General features: G+C 64.5%; 21 protein-coding genes, 1 tRNA gene and 1 pseudogene. 6 read left to right on the top strand and 17 right to left on the bottom strand.

Annotation, left to right across the window (positions count from 1 at the left end; genetic code table 11):
• Positions 1-70: 70 nt before the first annotated feature.
• Together QW861_RS28110 and QW861_RS28105 are read right to left on the bottom strand one after the other, a co-directional pair.
• Complete coding sequence (locus QW861_RS28110; protein WP_316193768.1) at positions 71-409, bottom strand: DUF167 domain-containing protein; 339 nt, start codon at positions 407-409, stop codon at positions 71-73.
• A gap of 17 nt (positions 410-426) precedes the next feature.
• On the bottom strand, positions 427-717 hold the full coding sequence (locus QW861_RS28105; RefSeq protein WP_315716734.1) for a YggT family protein: 291 nt from the start codon (positions 715-717) through the stop codon (positions 427-429).
• 199 nt (positions 718-916) lie between these two features.
• Here QW861_RS28105 and QW861_RS28100 point away from each other — a divergent pair.
• Positions 917-992 (top strand) — tRNA-Ala (locus QW861_RS28100).
• A gap of 149 nt (positions 993-1,141) precedes the next feature.
• Here QW861_RS28100 and QW861_RS28095 read toward each other — a convergent pair.
• From QW861_RS28095 to QW861_RS28070, 6 genes are all read right to left on the bottom strand, one after another.
• Complete coding sequence (locus QW861_RS28095; RefSeq protein ID WP_315750557.1) at positions 1,142-1,948, bottom strand: glutamine amidotransferase; 807 nt, start codon at positions 1,946-1,948, stop codon at positions 1,142-1,144.
• Positions 1,949-2,028: 80 nt separating this feature from the next.
• Entirely contained in the window at positions 2,029-2,808 is a 780-nt protein-coding gene (locus QW861_RS28090) for an SDR family oxidoreductase (protein WP_315750558.1), read from the bottom strand.
• 217 nt (positions 2,809-3,025) lie between these two features.
• The gene (locus tag QW861_RS28085; protein ID WP_315716731.1) at positions 3,026-3,493 is read right to left on the bottom strand and encodes a TerB family tellurite resistance protein; all 468 of its coding nucleotides are present in this window, start codon (positions 3,491-3,493) and stop codon (positions 3,026-3,028) included.
• Positions 3,494-3,619: 126 nt separating this feature from the next.
• Entirely contained in the window at positions 3,620-5,029 is a 1,410-nt protein-coding gene (locus QW861_RS28080) for an adenylate/guanylate cyclase domain-containing protein (RefSeq protein ID WP_315750559.1), read from the bottom strand.
• Between the two features lie 69 nt (positions 5,030-5,098).
• Positions 5,099-6,490 (bottom strand): cytochrome P450, encoded by a 1,392-nt coding sequence (locus tag QW861_RS28075; protein WP_316193766.1) that lies wholly within the window; start codon positions 6,488-6,490, stop codon positions 5,099-5,101.
• A 201-nt stretch (positions 6,491-6,691) separates the two neighbouring features.
• The gene (locus QW861_RS28070; RefSeq protein WP_315750561.1) at positions 6,692-8,062 is read right to left on the bottom strand and encodes a hydrolase; all 1,371 of its coding nucleotides are present in this window, start codon (positions 8,060-8,062) and stop codon (positions 6,692-6,694) included.
• Between the two features lie 177 nt (positions 8,063-8,239).
• Between QW861_RS28070 and QW861_RS28065 the strand changes: the two genes are divergently transcribed.
• Positions 8,240-9,922, top strand: coding sequence for an MFS transporter (locus tag QW861_RS28065; RefSeq protein ID WP_315750562.1), 1,683 nt, complete (start codon positions 8,240-8,242; stop codon positions 9,920-9,922).
• 28 nt (positions 9,923-9,950) lie between these two features.
• Here the strand turns inward: QW861_RS28065 and QW861_RS28060 are convergent, their stop codons facing one another.
• Complete coding sequence (locus QW861_RS28060) at positions 9,951-10,166, bottom strand: hypothetical protein (protein WP_315716726.1); 216 nt, start codon at positions 10,164-10,166, stop codon at positions 9,951-9,953.
• Between the two features lie 115 nt (positions 10,167-10,281).
• Positions 10,282-10,569, bottom strand: a complete 288-nt coding sequence (locus tag QW861_RS28055) for a hypothetical protein (protein WP_315716725.1) — start codon at positions 10,567-10,569, stop codon at positions 10,282-10,284.
• 321 nt (positions 10,570-10,890) lie between these two features.
• Here QW861_RS28055 and QW861_RS28050 point away from each other — a divergent pair, with 321 nt between their 5' ends.
• A complete protein-coding gene (locus tag QW861_RS28050; protein ID WP_316193764.1) occupies positions 10,891-11,937 on the top strand; it encodes a polysaccharide deacetylase family protein in 1,047 nt (348 codons plus the stop codon).
• Positions 11,938-12,016: 79 nt separating this feature from the next.
• Here the strand turns inward: QW861_RS28050 and QW861_RS28045 are convergent, their stop codons facing one another.
• Positions 12,017-12,424 (bottom strand): hypothetical protein, encoded by a 408-nt coding sequence (locus tag QW861_RS28045; RefSeq protein ID WP_316193762.1) that lies wholly within the window; start codon positions 12,422-12,424, stop codon positions 12,017-12,019.
• 425 nt (positions 12,425-12,849) lie between these two features.
• Here QW861_RS28045 and QW861_RS28040 point away from each other — a divergent pair, with 425 nt between their 5' ends.
• Positions 12,850-13,428, top strand: coding sequence for a hypothetical protein (locus QW861_RS28040; protein ID WP_316193761.1), 579 nt, complete (start codon positions 12,850-12,852; stop codon positions 13,426-13,428).
• Between the two features lie 17 nt (positions 13,429-13,445).
• Here the strand turns inward: QW861_RS28040 and QW861_RS28035 are convergent, their stop codons facing one another.
• The 4 genes and pseudogenes from QW861_RS28035 to QW861_RS28020 form a co-directional block, all read right to left on the bottom strand.
• Positions 13,446-14,849 carry a GSCFA domain-containing protein gene (locus QW861_RS28035; protein WP_316193760.1) on the bottom strand — a complete coding sequence of 468 codons (1,404 nt, stop codon included), beginning with the start codon at positions 14,847-14,849 and terminating at the stop codon, positions 13,446-13,448.
• Between the two features lie 868 nt (positions 14,850-15,717).
• Positions 15,718-16,002, bottom strand: a pseudogene (locus QW861_RS28030) (IS110 family transposase); the annotation flags it as partial.
• Positions 16,003-16,192: 190 nt separating this feature from the next.
• On the bottom strand, positions 16,193-16,948 hold the full coding sequence (locus QW861_RS28025) for an MFS transporter (protein WP_316193758.1): 756 nt from the start codon (positions 16,946-16,948) through the stop codon (positions 16,193-16,195).
• Between the two features lie 274 nt (positions 16,949-17,222).
• The gene (locus QW861_RS28020; protein WP_316193757.1) at positions 17,223-17,420 is read right to left on the bottom strand and encodes a hypothetical protein; all 198 of its coding nucleotides are present in this window, start codon (positions 17,418-17,420) and stop codon (positions 17,223-17,225) included.
• A gap of 55 nt (positions 17,421-17,475) precedes the next feature.
• On the opposite strand from QW861_RS28020, the gene QW861_RS28015 reads away from it, so the two are divergent.
• Positions 17,476-18,084, top strand: coding sequence for a bifunctional transcriptional activator/DNA repair enzyme AdaA (locus QW861_RS28015; protein ID WP_315718667.1), 609 nt, complete (start codon positions 17,476-17,478; stop codon positions 18,082-18,084).
• Between the two features lie 204 nt (positions 18,085-18,288).
• Here the strand turns inward: QW861_RS28015 and QW861_RS28010 are convergent, their stop codons facing one another.
• Together QW861_RS28010 and QW861_RS28005 are read right to left on the bottom strand one after the other, a co-directional pair.
• Positions 18,289-19,641 carry an IS1182 family transposase gene (locus QW861_RS28010; protein WP_315750567.1) on the bottom strand — a complete coding sequence of 451 codons (1,353 nt, stop codon included), beginning with the start codon at positions 19,639-19,641 and terminating at the stop codon, positions 18,289-18,291.
• 120 nt (positions 19,642-19,761) lie between these two features.
• The gene (locus QW861_RS28005) at positions 19,762-20,238 is read right to left on the bottom strand and encodes a hypothetical protein (protein WP_315723447.1); all 477 of its coding nucleotides are present in this window, start codon (positions 20,236-20,238) and stop codon (positions 19,762-19,764) included.
• 249 nt (positions 20,239-20,487) lie between these two features.
• Between QW861_RS28005 and QW861_RS28000 the strand changes: the two genes are divergently transcribed.
• Positions 20,488-21,927 carry an IS1182 family transposase gene (locus tag QW861_RS28000; protein WP_316171123.1) on the top strand — a complete coding sequence of 480 codons (1,440 nt, stop codon included), beginning with the start codon at positions 20,488-20,490 and terminating at the stop codon, positions 21,925-21,927.
• The last annotated feature ends 65 nt before the right edge of the window (positions 21,928-21,992 follow it).

Genomic DNA, 21,992 nt, shown 5'->3' with positions numbered 1-21,992 from the left:
CTCCCCCTCCAGGGGAGGGTGAAGATCGCCGCTTGCGAAGCCGAAAGACCTCGGCTCGCACTTCTTGCGTCTATTGTCGTTGTTTCCCGGTCCGCTTATGGGCTGCAAGGAGGTCGCGCAAGGCCTGATCGAGCGCGGACGGATCGCCGTCGATGGCGACCTGTTTTAGCCGTGAGGTGGTGCCAGAGGTGATTCGCACCGAGGCCTTGGTGACGCCGATCGCCTTGGCGAGCAGCTCTGTCACCGCGCGATTCGCCTCGCCGCCATCCGCGATGGCCCGGACGCGGACCTTGAGCACGTTGCGGCCGTCGGACAGCGTTTCGACGCCGTCGATCGCGTCGCGGCCGCCGCGCGGCGTCACACGCAGCGCGACGGTGAGACCATCAGCAGCGGCGCGCCAGGGATCCATGGCGAACGGCGTGGCGGTCAGAACACGAATGGATAGATGTAGTAGGTGATCACCCGCTGAATCAGCATGATGATGAGGATCAGGATGATCGGCGAGATGTCGAGGCCGCCGAGATTGGGCAGCATGCGCCGGATCGGCGCCAGCACCGGCTCGGTGATTCGGTACAGGAACTCGGCCACGGCGGAGACGAACTGATTGCGCGTGTTGACGACGTTGAAGGCGATCAGCCACGACAGAATCGCCGAGGCGATCAGCAGCCAGACATAGAGGTCGAGAACGATCAGAACGATGTCGAGAACGGCACGCATGCGGGTCCACTCGGGGGGCGAGGTCGCGAATTCGACCTGTGACGACCGGTAGATATCGGTTCCCCCCGGCGCAAACAAGGGAAGGTGCCCGTCAAGGCTAACGGACGATGTGACCGTTCTTGACTTGACCTCGGCACCCACTGTAAATGGCGCCCGATCTGCCGGCTGCCTTTTCCCAACATCGAGGCGGTCGTGTTACGGGGCCATAGCTCAGCTGGGAGAGCGCGTCGTTCGCAATGACGAGGTCGGCGGTTCGATCCCGCCTGGCTCCACCAACCTTCGCTCGCTTCGCGAGCTTCGGCTCGGCAAGCCGCTTCAGCAAATGAATAGCGAAGCGTGCGAAGGTTGCCGCGCCAGAGCCCGAAGGGCGACGGCGGGCTGGATGGCAAAGATGCCCAACAACGGACTGACCAGGACGCCCGTCCTACTCCGCCGCCTCGGCCATCGCCGCCACCGGCTCGCGCATCAGCCAGCCATCCAGAAACTGCGCCAGCCACGCTCGCTCGGCCGCATCGTGCACGGCGCGGCCCTCGAAATGATGGTGGCGCAGACGGGCGCCGGGCGTGTCCAGCCGGGCATGACCGCGCGTGGTCCAGCGGCACATCATCGCGTAGGTCACGTCGGGGTGGAACTGTAGCCCGGTCGCGTTCTGGTATTGATAGGCCTGCACCGGAAAGTCGCCACCCTCGGCGAGCAGCTCGGCGCCATCGGGCAGATCGAAGCCCTCGCGGTGCCAGTGATAGACGTGATCGGGCCAATGCGGGCACAGCTTGCGCCCGGCCCGGGTCGGGCGGATCGGATAATAGCCGATCTCGGCGCGCCCCTCTGGATGCGGCGCAACCGGGGCGCCGAGCTGGATCGCCAGCATCTGCGCGCCCAGGCAGATCCCGAGAAACGGACGCTGCTCCCGCAGCGGCACCTCGATCCAGTCGATCTCGCGGCGGACGAAGTCGTCCGGATCGTTCGCGCTCATCGGACCGCCGAAAATTACGGCACCCGCATGCCCATCGAGCGTCTCCGGCAGCGGATCGCCGAACCGCGGCCGGCGGATGTCGAGCGGATAGCCGCGGGCGCGCAGCGCATTGCCGACCCGGCCGGGGCTCGACGTTTCCTGGTGCAGGATGATGAGGACGGGCCGCTGCGGCGCAGCCGCCATGGCCGGCTTCGGATGGAGCTGCCGAACGTCGGCCTGGGGCCCGTTCGGATGGAGCGAAGGGTCTTGCCTGAGCATCACCTGGCGATCATAGCTAAGCAAAGGTTAACGGCGCGTGAGCGAGCGCACATTGCAAAGCAAGCGCCGGGCCAGCGCGATCAGGTCCGCTTCAGCTGCAGCCGGCCGACCGCGGCGAGGATGAAGCCGCGCGGGAACCAGCGCAGCATGAACGGCACGATCTTGATGCCGAGCCCGGGCAGCACCACGCGCTTGTCGGCCATCAAGCCGCGATAGCCCGCTTCCGCCACCGCCTTGGGCGAGACGTTGAGGATCACCGAATCCACGCCCGGCTTGAAGCCGGCGCGGTCCTGGAATTCCGACGGCACCGGACCGGGACATAGCACCGTGACCCGGACGCCATGCGGCGCCAGCTCCTTGCGCAGCGCCTCGGTGAACGAGATCACATACGCCTTGGAGGCGTAATAGACGGCCATGCCGGGACCCGGCAGGAACCCGGCCACAGAGCCCAGATTGAGGATGCCGCCCTTGTTGCGGATCAGCTGCTCGGAAAAGCGCAGCGACAGCTCGGTCAGGGCGCGAACGTTCACGGAAATCATGTCGAGCTGCTCGGCGCGGTCGAGCTGTACCGCCTTGCCGAACAGGCCGAAGCCGGCGTTGTTGACGAGATATTCCAGCTCCAGGCCGGCAGCCGACAGCGCAGCCTCGATGGTCGCGCCGGCGTCGGAGGAGGTGAGGTCACAGGGGATCACCAGCGGCGCCGGGCCGCCCTTGGCGGCGATCTCCTGGGCCAGCGCCGCGAGCCGGTCTTCGCGCCGGGCCGTCAATGCGAGCCGGTGCCCGTTCGCGGCAAATACGCGCGCCAACTCGCTGCCGATCCCGGCCGAGGCACCTGTTACGAGCGTGACACGTTCACCCACGATCCTGCTCTTCGATCACAATCCGCACATCATCCAATCGCGGCGGACGAGAGCATAGCGGGACGGGAACATGCAAGACACCGTGCTCCATGGCCTTGCGCGGGATTGCGGCAATAGCCTCAGATTCACATGGGTTTACATGAACGGGGGGGTTCGGAAACAAAATTAAAGTTTGTTCATCTCCGCATGAAGTCGGTTCCGCCCGGAGCCAGGCGGTTCAAGCAGGGGCGCCGGACTTCCGCGACGCCACCCGGTGCTTGAGGTCGACGCGGTCATGCGTGGAGATGCCGAGCAGCTCGGAGGCGCGCCAGACCACATTGTCCTCGAACTCCGTCACCTTGCCGTCGGCAAAGACCAGCTCCCACATCATCTCCACGATGCGCAGGCGGCCGGCTTCGTCGACCTCGCGCATGATCACGCTGGTGAAGCGATAGAGATCGACAGCGTCGCCCTCCGCCAGCATGGCCTGGGCGATCAGCCGGTCGGCGCTGCCGGGGTCGAGCCCGAAGCGCAGCTCGATCAGGCCATGCAGCTTGCGCCGTTCGATCTCGCTCGGCTCGCCGTCCAGCGAGATGACGTGGATCAGCAGCGCCGTCGCCGCGAGCTGATAGCCATTGTCGTCGAACGCCGGGGTCTCGTGCGGCGAAACGACGTCGGCGATGAATTGGCGCAATCCTTCGAGCATGGCGTCCTTTCGTTGTCAGATCCGTAGTGGACCGCAAACCGGCCGGCGACTGCTCACTATATGCGAATGCCACGCTGTGCCGGCAATCCGCTGCGACCTTCGGACTGCATGACATTTCGGTAAGGCTCAGGGGATTTCGTACACCATCATGCGGTCGGCGATGCCGCGCAGCGCAGCCTGTTTCTGGATTGGCGCGATCTTCGCGCCCCGCAGGATGTCGGCGACGCCGGGGCTCTCGATCACGGGCGCGGTGAGATGGATCTCCTGCGCGGTCGACAGGCTCTGCACGCGGGCGGCGATGTTGACGGTCTGGCCGAAATAGTCCTGGCGGTCGTTCAGCATCACCGCGAGACACGGCCCCTCGTGAATGCCGATCTTGACCACGAGGTCCTCGGTGCCGCGCTCGGCATTGAGCCGCTGCATCGCCGCGCGCATGCGCAGGCCGGCGGCGAGCGCATGCTCGGGCTTGACGAAGGTCGCCATCACGGCGTCGCCGATCGTCTTCACCACCGCGCCCTTCTCGGCGTTGATGATCTCCAGCAGCGCGCGGAAATGGGCGCGCACCAGGTCGAAGGCCGCGAGATCGCCGACACGCTCATACAGCGCGGTCGAGCTCTTGAGGTCGGTGAACAGGAAGGTCAGCGAGGTGATCTTCAGCCGCTGGTCGATGTTGAGATTGTCCGCCTTGAACACGTCGCGGAAGGTCTGGTTGGATAATATGCGCTTGGCGGTCAGGAAAGGCCGGCGCTTGCCAAGGAGATGGTGGAGCGCATCGCCGGCAACGAAGACGGTCGGCAGCGTCCGTACGCCGGCCTGATTGTCGAGCGCCAGTCGCAGCGGGCCTGGACGCAACGTGATCGATCCGGTCGGAGGATGCGCCCTGTTGAATAGTAGTCCGAGCTGCTGGCGTTCCCTGGTGGGCTCGCCCTGAACGTCGATGAAATGCGCAGAATGCGTCACCGGTTCGAAGATGATGATGAAATCGGATGGGAGCTGCAGCGAGAGCACGGCCTTTTCACCGGCTGGCAGCTCGAGCGCATCAAGCGTCACTTCTTCGCTGAGCGAGGCAAAAGTCTCCCGGTCGAGGTCGATCCCGGAACTCCAGAAGACCTGCTTGTAATACTCCCAGAGCGGCAGCGTGTTCGGATCGTGAGCGGCGATGCTCCTGACCTTGGAGCTCACGGTGAAAGCAACTTCGACCTGCTCGTCGATGGAAGGCTCGTAGCCGCAAGCGCATAGTCCGCAATGGTAATCGTCATGGCGGAGAGATTTCAGCGTGGCGTGCGCATCCAGCACGCCGCTGCAGCCAGGACAGAGCACGTTCCAAGTCAGATCGAACAAGCCGATCCGTGCAGCATGCAGGAACCCGGAAATAACCCGTTCTTCATCGAGACCGGCGCGCGCCGAGAACTCCAGGGCATTGATACGGTTGAGTTCGTGATCTTCACCCGCCTCAATCAACCGTGTGATCGCGTCCGCAACGGCCGGATCGGCGGTCTGCTTCAGAACCGAAAGCTGGGCCTGGATGTCGCTCATGGCGTGCTAAGATGGTGCCTAGCAAACCCACAAGCAAGAGACGAAGCGATGGCCCGGCCGCCGCCGGGATCAGACGCCCGCCCTGGGCGTGAGCTTGAACAGCGGCGAGCGATCCGGCTGGGTCGTGACCACGCCGACCGGCATCACGGGTGCGGCGTCGAGCATTTCGATGTCGAAGGCCGCCACCAGCCGTGCCAGCGCCAGAACCGCCTCGGTCAGGGCGAAATGAGCCCCGATGCAGACCCGCGCGCCCGCTCCGAACGGCAGATAGGCGAAGCGCTCCGGCGGCGGCGCGCCCGGCATGAATCGCTCGGGCTTGAAGGCGTTGGGCGCATCCCACAGCTTCTCGTGCCGGTGCAGCAGCCAGGGCGAGATCAGCACGACGTCGCCGCGCTTCACCTGGAACGCGGCGATCCGGTCGGGGCCGCTGGCTGCGCGCGCGATCAGGAATGCGGGCGGATAGAGCCGCAATGTCTCGTCCAGCACGGCGCGCGTGAACGGCAACTGATCCGGATCGCTGAGATCGGTCGCGGCGCGGGCCTCCTGCGCGAGCTTGTCCTGATTGGCCGGGTCGAGCGCGATCAGATACAGCGCCCAGAACAGCGCCGTTGCCGTGGTCTCGTGGCCGGCGAGGATCATGGTCGCGACCTCGTCGGCGAGCTGTGCATCGGTGAACGCCGCGCCGGTCTCGGGATCGCGTGCCGCGCCCATCAGGTCGAACAGGTCGCGCGGCGGTGCGTCCTCCAGCTTGCCGGCGGCGCGGCGCTCGGCCATCAGCATGGCGACGAAACCGGTCCAGCGCTTGCGGAACCGCCGGCGCGCGAAGTCGCGCGGCGTCGGCCAGGACAGCGGCAGCACGATGTCCAGCAGATGCGGGCTGGCCAGCCGCGCGCCATACTCGTAGACGAAATCGCGCAGGGTGGCACCATGGCGGCCCATCTCGAACGAGAACATCGTGCGGCCGGCGATGTCGAGCGTCATGCGCTGCATGATCTCGCGCAGGTCGAGCGGCTGCCCGCATTGCTGCTTCAGCCTGGCGACGGTCTCGTCGCTCACCGCGACCATGTGCGGGATGAGGCCGGAAACGGCGCGTGGCGTGAACGCCGGCGCGAGCGTCCGGCGCTGGTGCTTCCACGCCTTGCCTTCCGCGATCAGCAGCCCCTCGCCGAGCACCGGACGCAGCACGCGGATGGCGCCGACGGTGCGGGCGTAGTTCTCCCAATTGTCGACCAGCACGTGCTTGATCGTGTCGGGCGTATTGAGAATGTAGCTGGAGCTGCCGAAGAAGCGGCCGCGAATGATGTCGTCCTCATAGGCGCGCTGGCTCCAGGTCGCGATCGCGTTGTCGCCCATCATCAGCACGCGGCGCAGCGCGCCCATGCTGTCAGGCGCCCGCGGCGGTGTCGGCGGTATCAGCGGCAATCGTGCCTGCGGCAGATAATGGACGTCGGCGGTACTCATTCACGGCCTCTCGACGCTGTCACGAGCCTGGAACCACCGATCGGCTGCATCGCGAGCAACCGAGCCTCGGTTGCGGGGCCGCAACGGGCCGTCGCGCAACGACGGCCTTCTGCCAGAGGTAACTCTGTCGTCCCGCTCACAAGCGAGAGGGGCGCGCTTCCGCCCTCTCCGAGGCTATGATGTATCATCATACTCCAGCAACTAATTAGTCAGCTCGATCACCGCAATCCTGCTCTCCGATGCTGGCCAAAGACGGGCGGTGATGCGTTCCTCGTTGAACAGTCCGATGACGCTGCGTCCGACGTCGCCCGCAGGCAGCCGCAATGTCGTTGCCGCATCGGTCGGTATTCCCTTCTGTACGTCGGTTGGTTCCTTGCCGTCGAGCAGCACGATGTCGCGGGGCAGGCCGAAATAGCCGCGCGGCCTGATCATGATGAGAATCGCTCCGGCGCCGGCATCGGCCTGGCCGAGCGGCCGCGCCGCGCGCAGATGCACGACGTCGGACGAGCGCGGGAACGGCGAGCGGTAGAAGTGCGTGACCGGCGCGCCCGGCGAGGTCAGGACGATCTCGAGATAGGACGTCGGATCGACCTCCGCGGGACCCCAGCGCCCGTCGGCGCCGGTCTGGCCGCGATAGACAGGCTCGCCATTGCGTGCGCCGGTCTCGCTCGAGACGCGATAGACCTCCACGCTTGCGCCCGCGACCGGGCGATTGGTCGGCGCGCCGCCCGGCGTTCCCGTCACCAGACCGCTGAGCCGCACCTGCTGCTCGGGCTGGATCGCGATCTGCGTCGGCTCACGGCCGGCGATGAATTTGTAGATCTCGCGGAACGCGCGCGGGTGGAACGCGACCTCGCGATGGTCGAGCGCGCCGATCACGAGATTGGTTGCGCCCTTCAGCGCCGGCCCTTCGGAGGTGATCCCGGTCGGCACGCCGGGCTTGCCGACCAGGCGGCCGTCGGCCTGGGCGTATTTGTCGAGCCCGTCGCTGCGCAGCGTCAGGAAGGCGGTGCCCTCGGTCACCTCGGTGTCGCCGGCATTCAGTCCGCGCAGGAACGGGCCGCGGCCGTTGAACTCGCTGCCGGGGCTGTCATCCCAGTCGAACACGCCATGATTGGGCGTTCCGCATAGCACGGCGTGGCTGACATCGGCGCCGCCGCCGTTCTTCACGACGTTGCGGATCGCATTGCCGCCACGCGAGCTGCCGACCAGCGCGACGCGCGCAGCGCCCGTGTGCTCCTTCAGTGTCTTGATGGCCTCGGCGAGCTCGCGGCGCTGATCGTCGGTCGACGAGCGGTTCGGCTGCGCCACGGCGTCGTCGTTGCGCGCCAGCGGGTCGGTGAAGTTGAGCGCAGCGAGACGCGTGCGCGGCACGCCGTTGGATTCCATCCGCCACAGCGTGGTCATCCACAATGCCGCGTGGTCGCCATTGCCGTGCACGAACAGGACCGGAGGAATGTCGGCCACCGTCGTTGCCGCCGCGCTCTGGGCGCGTACCGGTAAGGGTAGACCGCTGGTGAGCAAGGGAAGGGTTCCCATTCCCTGCAGAATGTTGCGGCGCGTCAGCTTCATCGGCGGTCTCCCTTTGGTCTCATTCATTTGTGTTCGTTGGCCGCGATCCCCGATGCCGGCCTTTGCAGGCAGCACTGGACAGCGGCGGACATTCGCAGGCATCACATAGGTCCAGCTGGAATCAAGCGATAGTTCGATGCGAGCTTCAAGGCGAACTGGCGACGTGGACGGACCCGCATGAATGCGCCGCAGAAACGTGAGCTGTTCGCCGCCGAAAGCATCGCCGCGCCGCTGCGGCACGTGGTGTTCCGCCGCATCTGGCTGGCGAGCCTGCTGTCGAACCTGGGCCTGCTGATCCAGGCGGTTGGCGCCGCCTGGGCGATGACGCAGATGACGTCGTCGGCCGACAAGGTTGCGCTGGTGCAGACCGCCTTGATGCTGCCGGTGATGTTCATCTCGATGCCGGCCGGCGCCATCGCCGACATGTATGACCGGCGCATCGTCGCGCTGGTCGCGCTCGCCGTGGCGCTCGGCGGCGCCACCACGCTGACGGTGCTGGCATGGTACGGCCTGGTGACGCCGGAGCGCCTGCTCGCGCTGTGCTTCGTCATCGGCAGCGGCATGGCGCTGATGGGGCCGGCCTGGCAATCCTCCGTCAGCGAGCAGGTGCCGCCGGAGACGCTGCCGGCCGCGGTCGCGCTGAACGGCATCAGCTACAACATCGCGCGGAGCTTCGGTCCGGCGATCGGCGGCGTCGTGGTCGCGGCCGCCGGCGCGGTCGCCGCGTTCGCGGCCAATGCGCTGCTGTATCTGCCGCTGCTCGCGGCGCTGTTCCTGTGGCGGCGCGTGGTCGAGCCGAGCCGGCTACCGCGCGAGCCGCTCAACCGCGCCATCGTCTCCGGCGTCCGCTACATCGTCCATTCGCCGTCGATCCGGATCGTGCTGATCCGCACGCTGGTCACCGGCATCATCGGCGGCTCGATCTCGGCGCTGATGCCGCTGGTCGCGCGCGACCTGCTGCATGGCGGCGCGCAGACCTACGGCATCATGCTCGGCGCCTTCGGCATGGGCGCGGTGGTCGGCGCGCTCAACATCGGCGAGATCAGGAAGCGGCTGTCTGGTGAGGCCGCGATCCGCACCTGCGCGCTCACCTTGGGCGCGGCCACCGCGGCCGTTGCACTCAGCACCGCGCCGGTCCTGACGGCGGCGGCGCTCGTCATCGCCGGTGCGGTGTGGATGCTGGCGGTGGCGCTGTTCAACATCGGCGTGCAGCTTTCGGCACCCCGCTGGGTCGCGGGCCGCGCACTGGCGGCATTTCAGGCCGCGATCTCCGGCGGCATCGCGATCGGCAGTTGGGGCTGGGGGCGTCTCACCGACGCCGCCGGCGTCGAGGTCGCGCTGCTCGCGTCGGGAGCGCTGATGATGGTGTCGCCGCTGCTCGGCCTGTGGCTGCGGATGCCGCCGATCGGGGCCCGCAACGAGGACGGCGAGACCTTGGCCGATCCGGAGGTGCAGCTCGAGCTGACGCCGCGCTCGGGGCCGCTGGTGGTCGAGATCGAGTACCGCGTCGCTGAAGACAATGCCCGCGCGTTTCACGACCTGATGCAGGACGTGCAGCTCAGCCGCCAGCGCAACGGCGCCTATGGCTGGTCGATCGCACGCGACATCGCCGACCCCGAATTATGGACCGAGCGCTATCACTGCCCGACCTGGATCGACTATCTGCGTCAGCGCAACCGCTCGACCCGCGCCGAGCGCGAGCTGCACAAGCGCGCGATCGACTTCCACATCGGCACCGACCCGGTGCGCATCCGCCGCATGCTGGAGCGGCCGTTCGGCTCGGTCCGCGCCAAGGAGGATATCGACCGCACCGCCGAGCAGGCGCCGGCTGTCGCCTCGGCGGCTCGCAGCGGGCCGTAGCTCCGGAGCATCTGCACTGAGCAGGCGCTTACTGCCCGTGCTCGGTCAGCACCTTCTCGCAAGCCTTCGACAGCTTGGCCCGATGCTCCTTGAGACAGGCCAGCACCGCCTGATCGCCGTTGTTCATCACGGCGCGGCAATACCGCGAGACGTCGCGCGCGCAGGCATCCTGGCCGGGCTGCTGCTGGGCTGAGGCCGTCGACGCCATTAGGACCAGAGGGATAATCAGAGAGAGTTTGTTCATGACTGGCGCCTCGCTCCCGGGACTGAACGTTTGGCGGCGCTTTTAGTGGTCGCAACCGGCCGTCGCAAGCGCCTCGGTCGCAGCCGGGGTGCGCAGGCGGGAGCCGGAAGCGCTCTCAATTGGCCTCGTTGGCATCCGCGACCTTGCCGCTGCGCTTGGACATCTCGCGGTCGAGCACGACGCGGCAGCCGGAGCTGAGCGACGACCGGTTCTTGATCATGCAGGCGGTGATCGCCGGGATGTTGGGGATCTCGCTGCTGCACAGGCGGAACGCGTCGCCGGTGCACATCTGCTGCGCCTCGGCGCTGAAGGCGAAGCTTGCCGTCGAGGAGAAGGTCGAGAGGGCGGCAAGGCTGGCGGCCGTCAGAACGGCCCTGCGCAGAATGTTGGTCGACTTCGTCATGGCTGGCTCCCATTGGCGCCGCATGTTGGCGGGGCCGCGTGTTTCAATGCGTCCATCATGGCCGGATGCCCTGTTGGCAACCGTGATGCGGGTCACGCCAGATCCAAACCTGGTCGGCAGTTTCGGCAGGCCGATGGCCGCGGCGCCATGTCGCTCCGGTGAACGGCCGCTTCGGAGCGGGCATCATCCTGGAAATCTTGTCCGATCCTGGTCGTGTTGGCACCGCGTTAAGGAATCGTTGGCACTAATGGAAGCTAATTGAAGGAGGCGGACAGCGTTGCGTCCGCCATCGAGTGTCTCGTGTTTTCGGGAAGAGTAACCATGCGTAATGCGTTAGGCTTGCTGCTGGCCACCGTCGTCGCGGCGTTGGCGATCACCGGTGTCTGGTACTACGTATCGAAGCCCAGCGCCGCCAAGGCCGCCGCGCAGAGCGCAGCGGCGAAGCCGTCCGAGCCGGCGCCGCCTCCGGCGCGCGTCGCCGCCAAGGCCAGCTCGAAGGACGATGTCGAGACGACCGGTACCGTCTCCACGCGCGCTGCCGCAGCAGCAGGCCCGGCGCCCGTGCAGCCCAAATCGACCTGCGCCAATCCGGACGCGCTCGGCATCTCCCGCACCGTCATGGTCGACACCACCGGCGGCCCCGGTTTCGGCCTCGACCATTTCAAGCAGTTCGACTTCCTCGCCGACCACGAGGTGGTGCTGACCTTCGACGACGGCCCGTGGCCGGTCAACACGCCGGCGGTGCTGAAGGCGCTGGCCGACGAATGCACCACCGGCATCTTCTTCACGATCGGCAAGCATGCGACCTATCATCCGGAGATCCTGCGCCAGGTGCTGGCCGCCGGTCACGTCGTCGGCGTTCATACCTGGTCGCACGCCAATCTGAACGGCAAGAAGATGACCGACGAGACGGCGAAGGAGGAGCTCGAGAAGGGTTTCAGCGCGGTCAAGTTCGCGCTCGGCACCAACCCGGCGCCGTTCTTCCGCTTCCCGCAACTGCAGCACCGGCCCTCTGCCGTGGCCTATCTCGGCAGCCGCAATGTCGCGATGTTCTCCTGCGACGTCGACAGCTTCGACTTCCGCTCCAAGGATGCCGACCAGGTCGTCAACACCGTGATGACCGGGCTCGACAAGAAGGGCAAGGGCATCATCCTGATGCACGACTTCCAGAAGAACACTGCGCTGGCGCTGCCGACCCTGCTGCGGCGGCTCAAGGCCGGCGGCTACAAGGTGGTCGCGATGAAGCCGAAGGGCACGCTCGACACGCTGCCGGAATATGACGCGATGATCGGTCAGGATCCGAAGCTGCCGACGACAATGACCAATGCGCGGCCGATCTCGAGCGTGATCCAGACCATCTCGCAGTGATGCCTCGCTGCAGGGTCTCCTCGCGCGAAAGGCCGGGCATTCGCCCGGCCTTCTTCGTTTGTCGCCTATTGGCGGATGCTCACCAATAGATGCCGTGGCGATGCAGCTCGCGGACGATGCGGGCTTCGGTCCAGCTCTTGCGGCGCGTCCGGTCGGAGCGCGCCGATTTCGACCGCCGCGATGATTGCTGCACAGAGCCCGGCTGCGGTGCCGGCGCCGCAGCGGCGGTGGGCTGCGGCGGCGGCGGCGGCGGTGCGGCGGCCGGGGCCGCTGGCGCAACCGGTTGCGCAGCGGGCTGGACCTCGGCCGCGACGGCCGGCACCGGCGCCGGGGTGACGGTGACCTCGCCGGCTTGCTGGACGTAGGTCGGACGCGGCGCCCGCGCGGCGGCGTCGTTCGACGACAGCGACAGGCTGCGTGTGCCCTCGGCCTGCGCGACTGTGGCGGATGCGAGCACCATGGCTCCGATCAGGATCATCTTGCGCATCGAGTAAGCTCCCCTTTGTTGGCTGCGGGAAGGTTTAGGCGCCGGCGCGACCGTCCGATGTGACCCCCGTCACGCTCCGCATGGCAAGCGCGAATGAAGCCGGATGCCGGCACACGGCACTGCGGATCGGTGCGCCATCTTTCTCGAAACCTTTCCGGCGCCGCGGGGACGTCCGTTCAGGACGAGGGGAGTTCTGGACGAGCCCATCCGGAAATCCACCGGCGGCAGCACGTGGGCGGTGGGCGACGCGATCCGGCACACCCGACTGTTGCTACCAAATTACCGTCAAGGCGCGGTGTTCCATGCTGCCGGTGAGATCCAGGGTTGAGGTATGATCGTATGTACGTGTACTGTTCGTTGGTGCTGTTCAGAAGCTTCGCCGAATCCGATAGGAAAACCGATCGATTCGGGGGAAGGATGCGCGCATGCGCCGGGTGATCGTTGCAGTGTTCTTGGCGGCCGTGACGCTGCTGGCCGCCAGTGGGCCGGGCCGGGCGCAGTCCGGCGACGACAACGTCGAAGAGATCTACATTGCGCGGAGCGTGCGCCAGGGCCGCGTCGTGCCGTCGGATTTCTGCGCGCCGACCAAGACCGGCTTCGCGCCGGCGCTGGAAGATCAGCTCTCGATCCACTCCGTCGGGGTCCGGCCGGCTGACGGCCGCATGACCGAGACCGGCGACAAGAGCATCGGCGAGATGCGGGTCTGCATCGGCCAGGCGATGGATCCGACCCTGCTCGGCACCTACACCGAGGGCCAGCTCAACGGCATCGCATTCACCGGCATCGGCGATTGCCGACTGGTGCGTGGCAATCTGCCGGAGGATGGCCTGCTCACGCACCGCTGCTTCCTGGCGCTGTCGGGCCTGCCCGAGCCGTATGTCGGCGGCTTCCTGGTCTCGAGCTCGCTGTATTCGAAGACGCCGTTCGGCACTGAAAGTTCGCCGCCGGGCTACGCCCAGGCCGGCATCCTGGTCATCCGCCTCTGGAAGAAGCGGCTGCCCTGAGGCAGCCGTTCGCGCGCTCAGGCCGGCGAGAAGGTCTGCACGAAGGCGCGCACCGTCGCGGACACCTTGTCCTCCGAGACGTGCCAGGCGGCGCCGTCATCGGCGGCGAAGAAGCTGGAGGCGTTGGAGCCGGCCCAGCGGAACACCTCGAACGACGGCCAGTACCAGATGTCCTCGAGGTTCGAATTGTTGACGACCTCATGCGCGACCAGCCGCATCGTGCTCTTCGACAGGCAGTCGGCCTGCACCACCGATTCATATTCGAACGAGGTGAGCAGCGGCACCGGCGACACGGTGACGATCACCTTGATGCCAGGCCGGATGCTGCGGATGAACTCGATCAGATAGAGCACGTTGTCGACGTTCTCCTGCACGCTGGCGGTGCGGAACTTGTATTTCTCGGCCAGCGCCCGCGAGTTCAGCGCGGTCGGCCGGGGCAGCACGAAGGCGCCGGTCTCGCGGTCGAAGAACGCCGCGGCGACGCCGAGCGTCAGGATGAAGACGTCGGCCTGCTTGATGACGGCGAGCGTATTCTCCTTGCTCGATCCCGGCGGCAGCAACTCGACGATGCGCTCGCGGATCTCCGGATCGATCTGGGCGTCGCGCAGCCAGTCGACGAACACGCGGTTGGCGAAGGTCGTGTTGATGTACTCCGAGATCTCCATGTGGTGGCTGGCATAGCCGCTGTCGGTGAGGCTCTTGGAGAGGTTGCGCGCGAAGCACGAGCCCATGGTGAAGAAGCGGGTGCTCTTGTCGAGGAATTTCGGCGCGGCCGCGAGGTTCACCGCGATGTGGCTGGTGATCAGCGTCTGCAGGTCGCCGAGGAAGTCCTTGGTCTCCGGATAGCGTCCGACCTTGGCGCGGCCCTTGGCTTCCTTGGCCTTGCCCTTCTTGGCGTTCGACCGCGCGAGCTCCAGCGTCTCGCGGTTGATCGGGTTGTCATAGGCCGGGTTGAGCTTGATCGCCTTTTCCAGCGCCGCGACCGCTTCCTCGAATTCGTTGCCCTGGGTCAGGATCTCGCTGAGCGAGAAATAGTCAGCCGCCTGGTTGGAGGCGCGGGCGAGCTTGCGGAACAGCTCCATCGAGCGCGTGAACGGTCCGACATGGCTGCAGCGCACGGCCGCGCTGCGGATCAGGTGCAGGTTGCCCTCGCTCGGCTCGTCAAAGATCTCCGGATGCTCGTCGAGGATCGCCAGCATCATGTCGCGCGCCTCGGCGCGCTTCTTGTGCGAGCCATCGTCGATCAGCTGCGCATAGATGAAGCGCGCGTTGATGTCCTTGGGGTCGAGCTCGAGCAGCTTCTGGAACGCGAGCTGGGCGCTGACGAAGTCCTTGTCCTCGATGTATTTGTAGGCGAGCGTCCGGATCTGGCCGACGATGGATTGAAACTGGGTGTGGCTGTCGAGGGCAGTCGTGCTCATGTCGCGGGTTCGCCTTTGTCTCGCGTTGCGTCTTCGGCCGTTGGTCCGGCGCCGCTGCCAGCAGCCGGTGCATCGCCAGTGCCGGTCGAATCGTCACGCGCACGGGCGCCATGCCCTTGCGAGAGACGTCCCACCATGACCTCTGGATACTGATCGCCACCGGCTTGGCCGCTGGCGTACGCCCGAGCGCAACCGGAACCTGCGGGATTCGAACACGACGGACGCGCTCGTCCGGATCGCCGCCAGCCGCCAGTGCGGGCATTCATCCCGCCGCTCGCGCCGAACGATGGCGCGATTTGGGTTAAGCAATTCTTAACCGGCAAATCGAGCGCGGCGAGCGGGCGCGTCAGGAAAGGAGAGATCGGGACGGAAGGAGAGGCTGGTGCCGCAAGAGGGCGCCTCGCTATAGGCGCATCCTACTGACTTAGCTTATGTATTTTTGTGCGATTTCAACGAAAGCCAACGAAAAGGCCAACATTTTTCGCGGCCACGGCCGAACGATCCCGACCGCCGCGCAGATTTGTCGCTGCGCGTGCGTGTGGCGGATTGAACACCGATGCCGGGTGCGCTCCGAAGGCGAAGGCCAGACGTTCGAATCGTGTCGCGTGCGCCACTTCGGTACCAAACTGGGCCGTCTTTGCGCCCGAGGCACCGACCAGCGTGCGCAGGAGCGCGCTTTCGATCCCATGATGCGAAGCTCTTTCGCGTCCACTTCCACGCGTTGGGCGAGCGCGCGGAGGTAGTCGCGCCGGTAGCTCTTCGAGTCAGTCCTCATGCGTTTGCGGGCCTGGCTGGCGAGGTTTTGATTGCCTGGGGTGTGATGCTCGGCCCAGCCCGATCCAGCGCACCCTCAGCCTGCTCTGCGCCAGCGCGGGCTCTTGTTGCGCTGCGCCTTCAGCGCCGCCCGCACATGCTGGGTCTCCAGGCAGATCGCCGGCAGGCGAAGCTTGAGCAACTCGGGATGCAGCCACGGCAACAGCGCCCCGGCCTCGTGGCCGACCCGCCTTAAGCGGCCGAGATATGGCGCCAGTGCTCCCCTGACCGCATTCGGGTCGGTCATCACCGCGACCTCCAGCAGCACTTCGCCCTTGTCGTCGACCACGCAAATCGTGGTTCGATCCATGCCGACATCCAGCCCGCAGAAGAACTCCATTGCGCGCCTCCTGTGTGGTCGAGAGCGCTCATTCTGCATGGCCGCCGCTGTCGCGTCAGCTGACGGACGGTCAGGCCGATAACGGACGGCAGTCCTAATCGGTCGAGATCCACACCTACTCGGTCGGTAAGGTTGGGTATTGTCGATAGCGGACCAGGAGGCGGACATGGCAATGCCGACGCGAATGACCCTAAGCTGACCTCGCCGGCGGGACCACGGCCTTACGCCCAAGGAGCACAACCATCGCAGCCAAAAGCTGGATGCAAGCGACAATCCCGAACGCCGTTCCATAACCCGAAGTCGCATCGCGGAGAGCACCAACAATGGCTGGCGCGAACGCAAATACTGCCTGATTGATGGCAACGATCAGCGCAACCACCGCCACCACATCCTTACGATCGAACTCCTTCTGCGCGATCAATGGCGGCAAAGTCGTAAGATTCCCGATGCCAAATCCGAAGATGACGCAGCCAAATGTCAGTACGATCCATCCGTTGCCGAAGATGAGCAGCAGAACTCCTACGGTCTGAACCGCGAAGTTAATGGCTGCGGCGATCCGCCGGTCGTGATCTCCGATCCACCATCCCGTCAGAGTCCGTCCGATTACTGCACATGCCGTCGCTAGGCTGAGAAGCAGGCCCGCAGTTGTCGCACCAACATCGGGAGTGAGGCGGGAGACCAAGTGTGACAGAAGGCCGATCTGCGCAAACAAGCCAAGCGCAAACGCCGCCGAAAGCGTAAGGAATCCCGGCATACGAATAATGCTAGAGCGAGATAGTCTCGTTGTCGGTTTCGCGACAACCGTAGGCACTCCGTTGCCATCGGGAGAGAGACCAAGGCTGGTGGGGGACAGCCTGAAGTATCGAATAGAAATCCAACCCATAACGCCGAGGGCAACAATGGACACGGCCAGCGCCGCGGTTTGAAAGCCGAGCCAATCGATCAAGAAGAGCCACAAAGGCACGAACAGAACCCCCCGACACTTGCGCCATTGAACGCCAGACTCATCGCCTTCGGGCGATCGCGCTCGAACCATCTGGCGACAATGGCGTTTAGGGCAGCACCACTTGTAGCGGCCCAACCTCCCGCACTCGGAATGGCCGCTAAGAAGAGTTGCCACGGCTCCCACGATCTGGACCATCCGATCAACCCGATGGCCATCAGAAGAGCACCGCCCAGTGTCGTCCCGGCAATCCCAATTCTGCGATGAATGTCGGGCATTACGCGACCAGGAGCGCACTCAGCACGAAATGAAAGGTAATGGCAGCCGAGATTTCCGAGATGGACCATCCGCGCGAGGAGTGCAGAGTCGGAAGAAAGACCGAAGGACCATAGAAGCCGATGCCCCAGGCGAGCACCGCCAAGGTAAAGGCAGCCCATGCCACCGACCAACCAACGAAATGCTGCTCGTCACCCATTGTCTCGCTCACTCATGCTGATAGGTTGATGGCGTCGTAGCAATTGGAGCGTGTTGTGGCTCGCCGGAATCGGACTCCGTCGTCGGCTTTAACGGACATCGGGAGGCTTGATCCCGTTGTATGCGAACGTGCCCGAGTGAGTCGCGACAAGAGCTATGACGGCCTGTTCTTCTCAGGCGTCCGAACCACGAGGATCTATTGCAGGCCGGTGTGCCCGGTGCGCCCCGCCAAGGCCGAAAACGTGACGTTTTATCTTTCGGCAGCTGCAGCTGAGCAGGAGGGATTTCGACCATGCCTCAGATGCCGCCCCGAAACGGCACCGTTCTCTCCAGCTTGGAAGGGCTCACGGACGACAGTTGAGCGCGCCCTACGTCTGATTAGCAGTGGTGCACTAGACGATGCGAACATCGAAACACTCGCAGAACGTCTCGGCATCGGACCGCGGCATCTATCACGCCTATTCAAAAAATATGTCGGCGCAAGTCCCGCCCAAGTCGCGCGAACGGGGCGTGTTCAACGAGCAAAGCGTCTCTTGGACGAGACGAAGCTTCCGATGACCGAGGTCGCACTTAGATCAGGATTCTGCAGCCTACGGCGTTTCAACAGTGTGTTTGCTGAGGTATACAAGCGTCCACCGACTTCGATCCGGCGGGCGAAGGCTTGATCCGCTAATACGAACCCGCCCGACGTCTGATGTTGTCCCATCTGGGACCTTCGGGCCGGCGCCTGGAACGCCTACTGCTGGATACAACCGGACGTAAGTTACTGGCCGACCGGAAGGTGGCTTTTGACCGATTCCGTTGAAAAAGTCGGCAGTAGTTTCGTCGTGAACGCCATCTGTTTCGAGGACGAATTGGCGCGTTGTGGTTCACGCGGGCGTCAGCGCGGGCATCGGGATCAGCTTGGCCATCTTACGAAGGTTCTGAGCGGCTGCAGCGAGGGTGAACTCGTCGCGTGCGCCGTTCGGCCCTCTTAGTCGCAGCCGATCTAGCTTGAGGATGCGCTTGAGATGCGCGAACAGCATCTCAATCTTCTTGCGGAGCCGGCGTGAAGTGCGGCCTTCCCATGAGCTTGCGATCTCGCGTGCCATGTCGCGAGCGCCCTCGTAGATCGAGCGCGGCACTTTTCGAGCCGGGGTGTTGGGGCAACACCTGCTTCTTAGAGAGCATGCTTGACAATCGCGCTTGCTCGCACGGTAGAGGACCGTCGTGTCGTTGTTCACCAGCGTCCCTGTAGTGGTGAGGGGTTTGCCAGCGGGACAGCGATAGACGTCCCTGGTATGGTCGTAGGTGAAGGCCTCACGCGAGAAGGTCCCGTCGGTGCGGGCCGACTTGTCGAAGACGGTCACGTGCGGCTCGATCCCGTGCTCGTAGACCAGCCACCCGAGCATCTCAGCGGAGCCATAGGCGCTGTCGCCGAGAAGCCGGCTTGGATAAAGATCGAACCTTTCGATTGAACGCTCAATCATGCGCTTGGCGGCCAATACTTCTGCCTGGCGGATCGCCGTGGTCGCTTCGACATCGACGATGATCGCATTCTCGACGTCGACCAGATAGTTCGTCGAGTAGGCGAAGAAGGCTTGGCCGCCGTGCGCTCCCGTCCAGCGCGCCGCCGGGTCGGAGGGCGATACAAACTTGGGCGTGACCTCCGTCGCGGCACCGAACGCGGCATCATCAAGAACGGCAAGATACTCGTCGATCGCTCGACCCGCAGCCTCCGGCGGAAGCCTCTTATCGCCTTCGATTCCCTTCTGCCGATTGGCATCCGCCTTGATCAGGCTCGCGTCGACTGCGAACCCTTCGCCGCCGATCAGGCGCTCCCGGATGCAGCGGCGCAAGACGGTCTCGAACACGCGACGGAAGAGATCGCTCTCACGGAAGCGGCCGTGCCTGTTCTTCGAGAACGTCGAGTGATCGGGGACGCCTCCATCTAGACCCAGCCGGCAAAACCAGCGGTATGCCAGATTGAGATGGACTTCATCGCAGAGGCGCCGTTCCGATCGGATGCCGAAGCAATAGCCGATCAAGAGCATCCTGATCATCAGCTCCGGATCGATCGAGGGCCGCCCGATGTTGCTGTAGAACGGCGCCAGCTCCCGCCGTAAGTCCTCAAGGTCGACGAACCTATCGATCGACCGCACGAGGTGGTCGGCTGGGATGTGCCTTTCCAGCGAGAACTCATAGAACAACGCAGCCTGTTCGACTTGCCGATGCCCCATCATGACCTTCAGTCCTGCCCACTAGACAGACTGAATCACCGATATCTCTGCGTCGCAACTGCTGACTTTTTCAACAGAATCGACCCTGAGCAGACATCCCGGTCAGATGCGGACTGATAGCACTCAATGGACCTTTGCATCAGCCTCAATATGCTCGACGGATCGCATCGTATTTTTGAGGTGTTCGGCGCGTTCGCGGACCAGCCAATAGATCAAGCCTCCGATCGCGCCAGAAATCAGAACTGGGAGTCCGTTTGCCTCTAGGGCCAGCGCGAAGCCTTCCGTGAAGCTTGGATGGCCGCGCGCGGGGAATAGGCCTCCCAAGCAACCCCAAGCGAGGATCGCTGCGAGAGCCGAACCGCTGGCGCTGTAGACTGGTCCTCCAAAAGGCAGCCATCGCGACATCCCCGTGATCAAGCACCAAGGCAAGAACATCAGCAAAAGCGCCAACGCAAAGACATAGGGCCAAACCTGCAAGGTCTCGCTCCCAACTTCAATGAGGTTCAGCCCTTTTCCTGCCGGATCGCGGGAGTCGCGACAGGCCATCCAAACGGTGAAGACCGCTGATGACGTTGCGCTCGCGGCAAAATAGGCCGCCAAGCGGGCCACTATCCTCATGCCATCGTTCCCCTCTGATGCCCGGATCATCTGGATGATTGCACGGCTCCCTTTGAAGGCCCAGGTCGGCTTGTGGCCCGTTCCGGACCTTCCCGAGGGCGCCGATGATGTCCCCTCTCGGGGTAGGGCCGGAAATCTGCATCCGAGGACCGATAGGCTGCTTGTGACCCTGGCTGTGTGAAAACGCTGCGCGGCTGTTATGATTCTCCAGTGATTCTTTTGGGGGAATCGATGAGGCGCTTCGTTGAAGAGGCGGATCGTGGGCAATGGACGCTGTTGCCTGAATGCCTCGATGATTTCATTGACGAGAGCAACCCCGTTCGCGTGATCGACGCATTTGTCGAAGCGCTCGATTTGTCTGAGATGGGTTTTGAAGGGGTGGAGCCGGCAGCCACCGGTCGGCCGTCGTACCACCCCTCGGTTCTCCTGAAGCTTTACATCTACGGCTATCTGAACCGGGTGCAGTCGAGCCGGCGGCTCGAACGGGAGGCCGGCCGCAATCTCGAGGTGATGTGGCTGCTGGGTCGGCTCGCGCCTGATCACAAGACCATCGCCGACTTCCGTAAAGACAACGGCCTGGCGCTTCGCAAGGTCTGTGCGCGCTTTGTCGAACTCTGCCGTGGGATGGGCTTTCTGGCGACGGCGAGCGTCGCCATCGATGGCAGCAAGTTCAAAGCCGTGAACAGCCGAGACAAGAACTTCACACGGGCAAAGGTCCAACGGCGGCGTGCTCAGCTGGAGGAGAGCGTCGCGCGTTATCTGAGCCAACTTGACACGGCCGACCGTCAGGAGCCGACAGAGGCGCTGGCTACGAAGGTGACGAGACTTGCCGAGAAGCTCACGAAGCTGAAGGAGGAAATGGGCAAGCTTGCCGCGTATGAGAAGCAGATGCTTGCGTCGTCCGATCAGCAAATCTCTCTGACCGATCCCGACAGCCGCTCGATGGCAACGAGCGGCCGCGGCTCCGGCGTTGTCGGCTACAATGTACAGGTCGCCGTGGACACCGAGCACCATCTGATTGTGACGCACGAGGTCACGAACAGCGGTTCAGATCGCGCCCAACTTGCTAACATGGCCAAACAGGCAAAGGCCGTTCTCAAGAGCGAGACGCTCGACGCTGTAGCCGATCGCGGCTACTTCAATAGCCCAGAGATCCTCGCGTGCCACGAGGCCGGAATCACGGTGACGCTGCCCAAGCCGCAGACGTCAAATGCTAAGTCGGAGGGACGCTTCGGTAAGCAGGACTTTGTCTATTTGCCAGAACAGGATGCCTATCGCTGCCCAGCTGGAGAGCGATTACCGTATCGCTATACAAACGAAGAAGACGGCAAGGTGTTGCGGCGCTACTGGACCACAGCCTGTCAAACCTGTTCGCTCAAATCCCAGTGCACGCCGGGGCCGGAGCGGCGGATTACACGGTGGGAGCACGAGCATCTGCTTGAGGCAGTGCAGCAGCGCCTTGACGCAAACCCGGAAGCGATGCGCCAGCGGCGCGAGACGGTCGAACATCCGTTCGGCACGATGAAGGCCCGTATGGGAGCGACGCACTTCCTCACTAAATCGCTCCCAAAAGTAGCCGCCGAGATGGCCCTATCGGTTCTGGCCTACAACCTCACACGGGTCATGAACATCGTCGGGGTCAAGCCGTTGATCGCGGCAATCACAGCCTGAGAAACGCCCGCGTCCTCGTGGTCAGGACGGACGTCCGCAAGGCCGTTTTTACACGACCAAGACCC

Origin of the sequence: Bradyrhizobium sp. SZCCHNRI1029 (genome assembly GCF_032487555.1) — a bacterium.
In the GTDB taxonomy this organism is placed as follows: Bacteria; Pseudomonadota; Alphaproteobacteria; order Rhizobiales; family Xanthobacteraceae; genus Bradyrhizobium.
The sequence above is the reverse complement of the archived record's forward strand: the minus strand, read 5'-3'. Positions and strand labels throughout refer to the sequence as shown.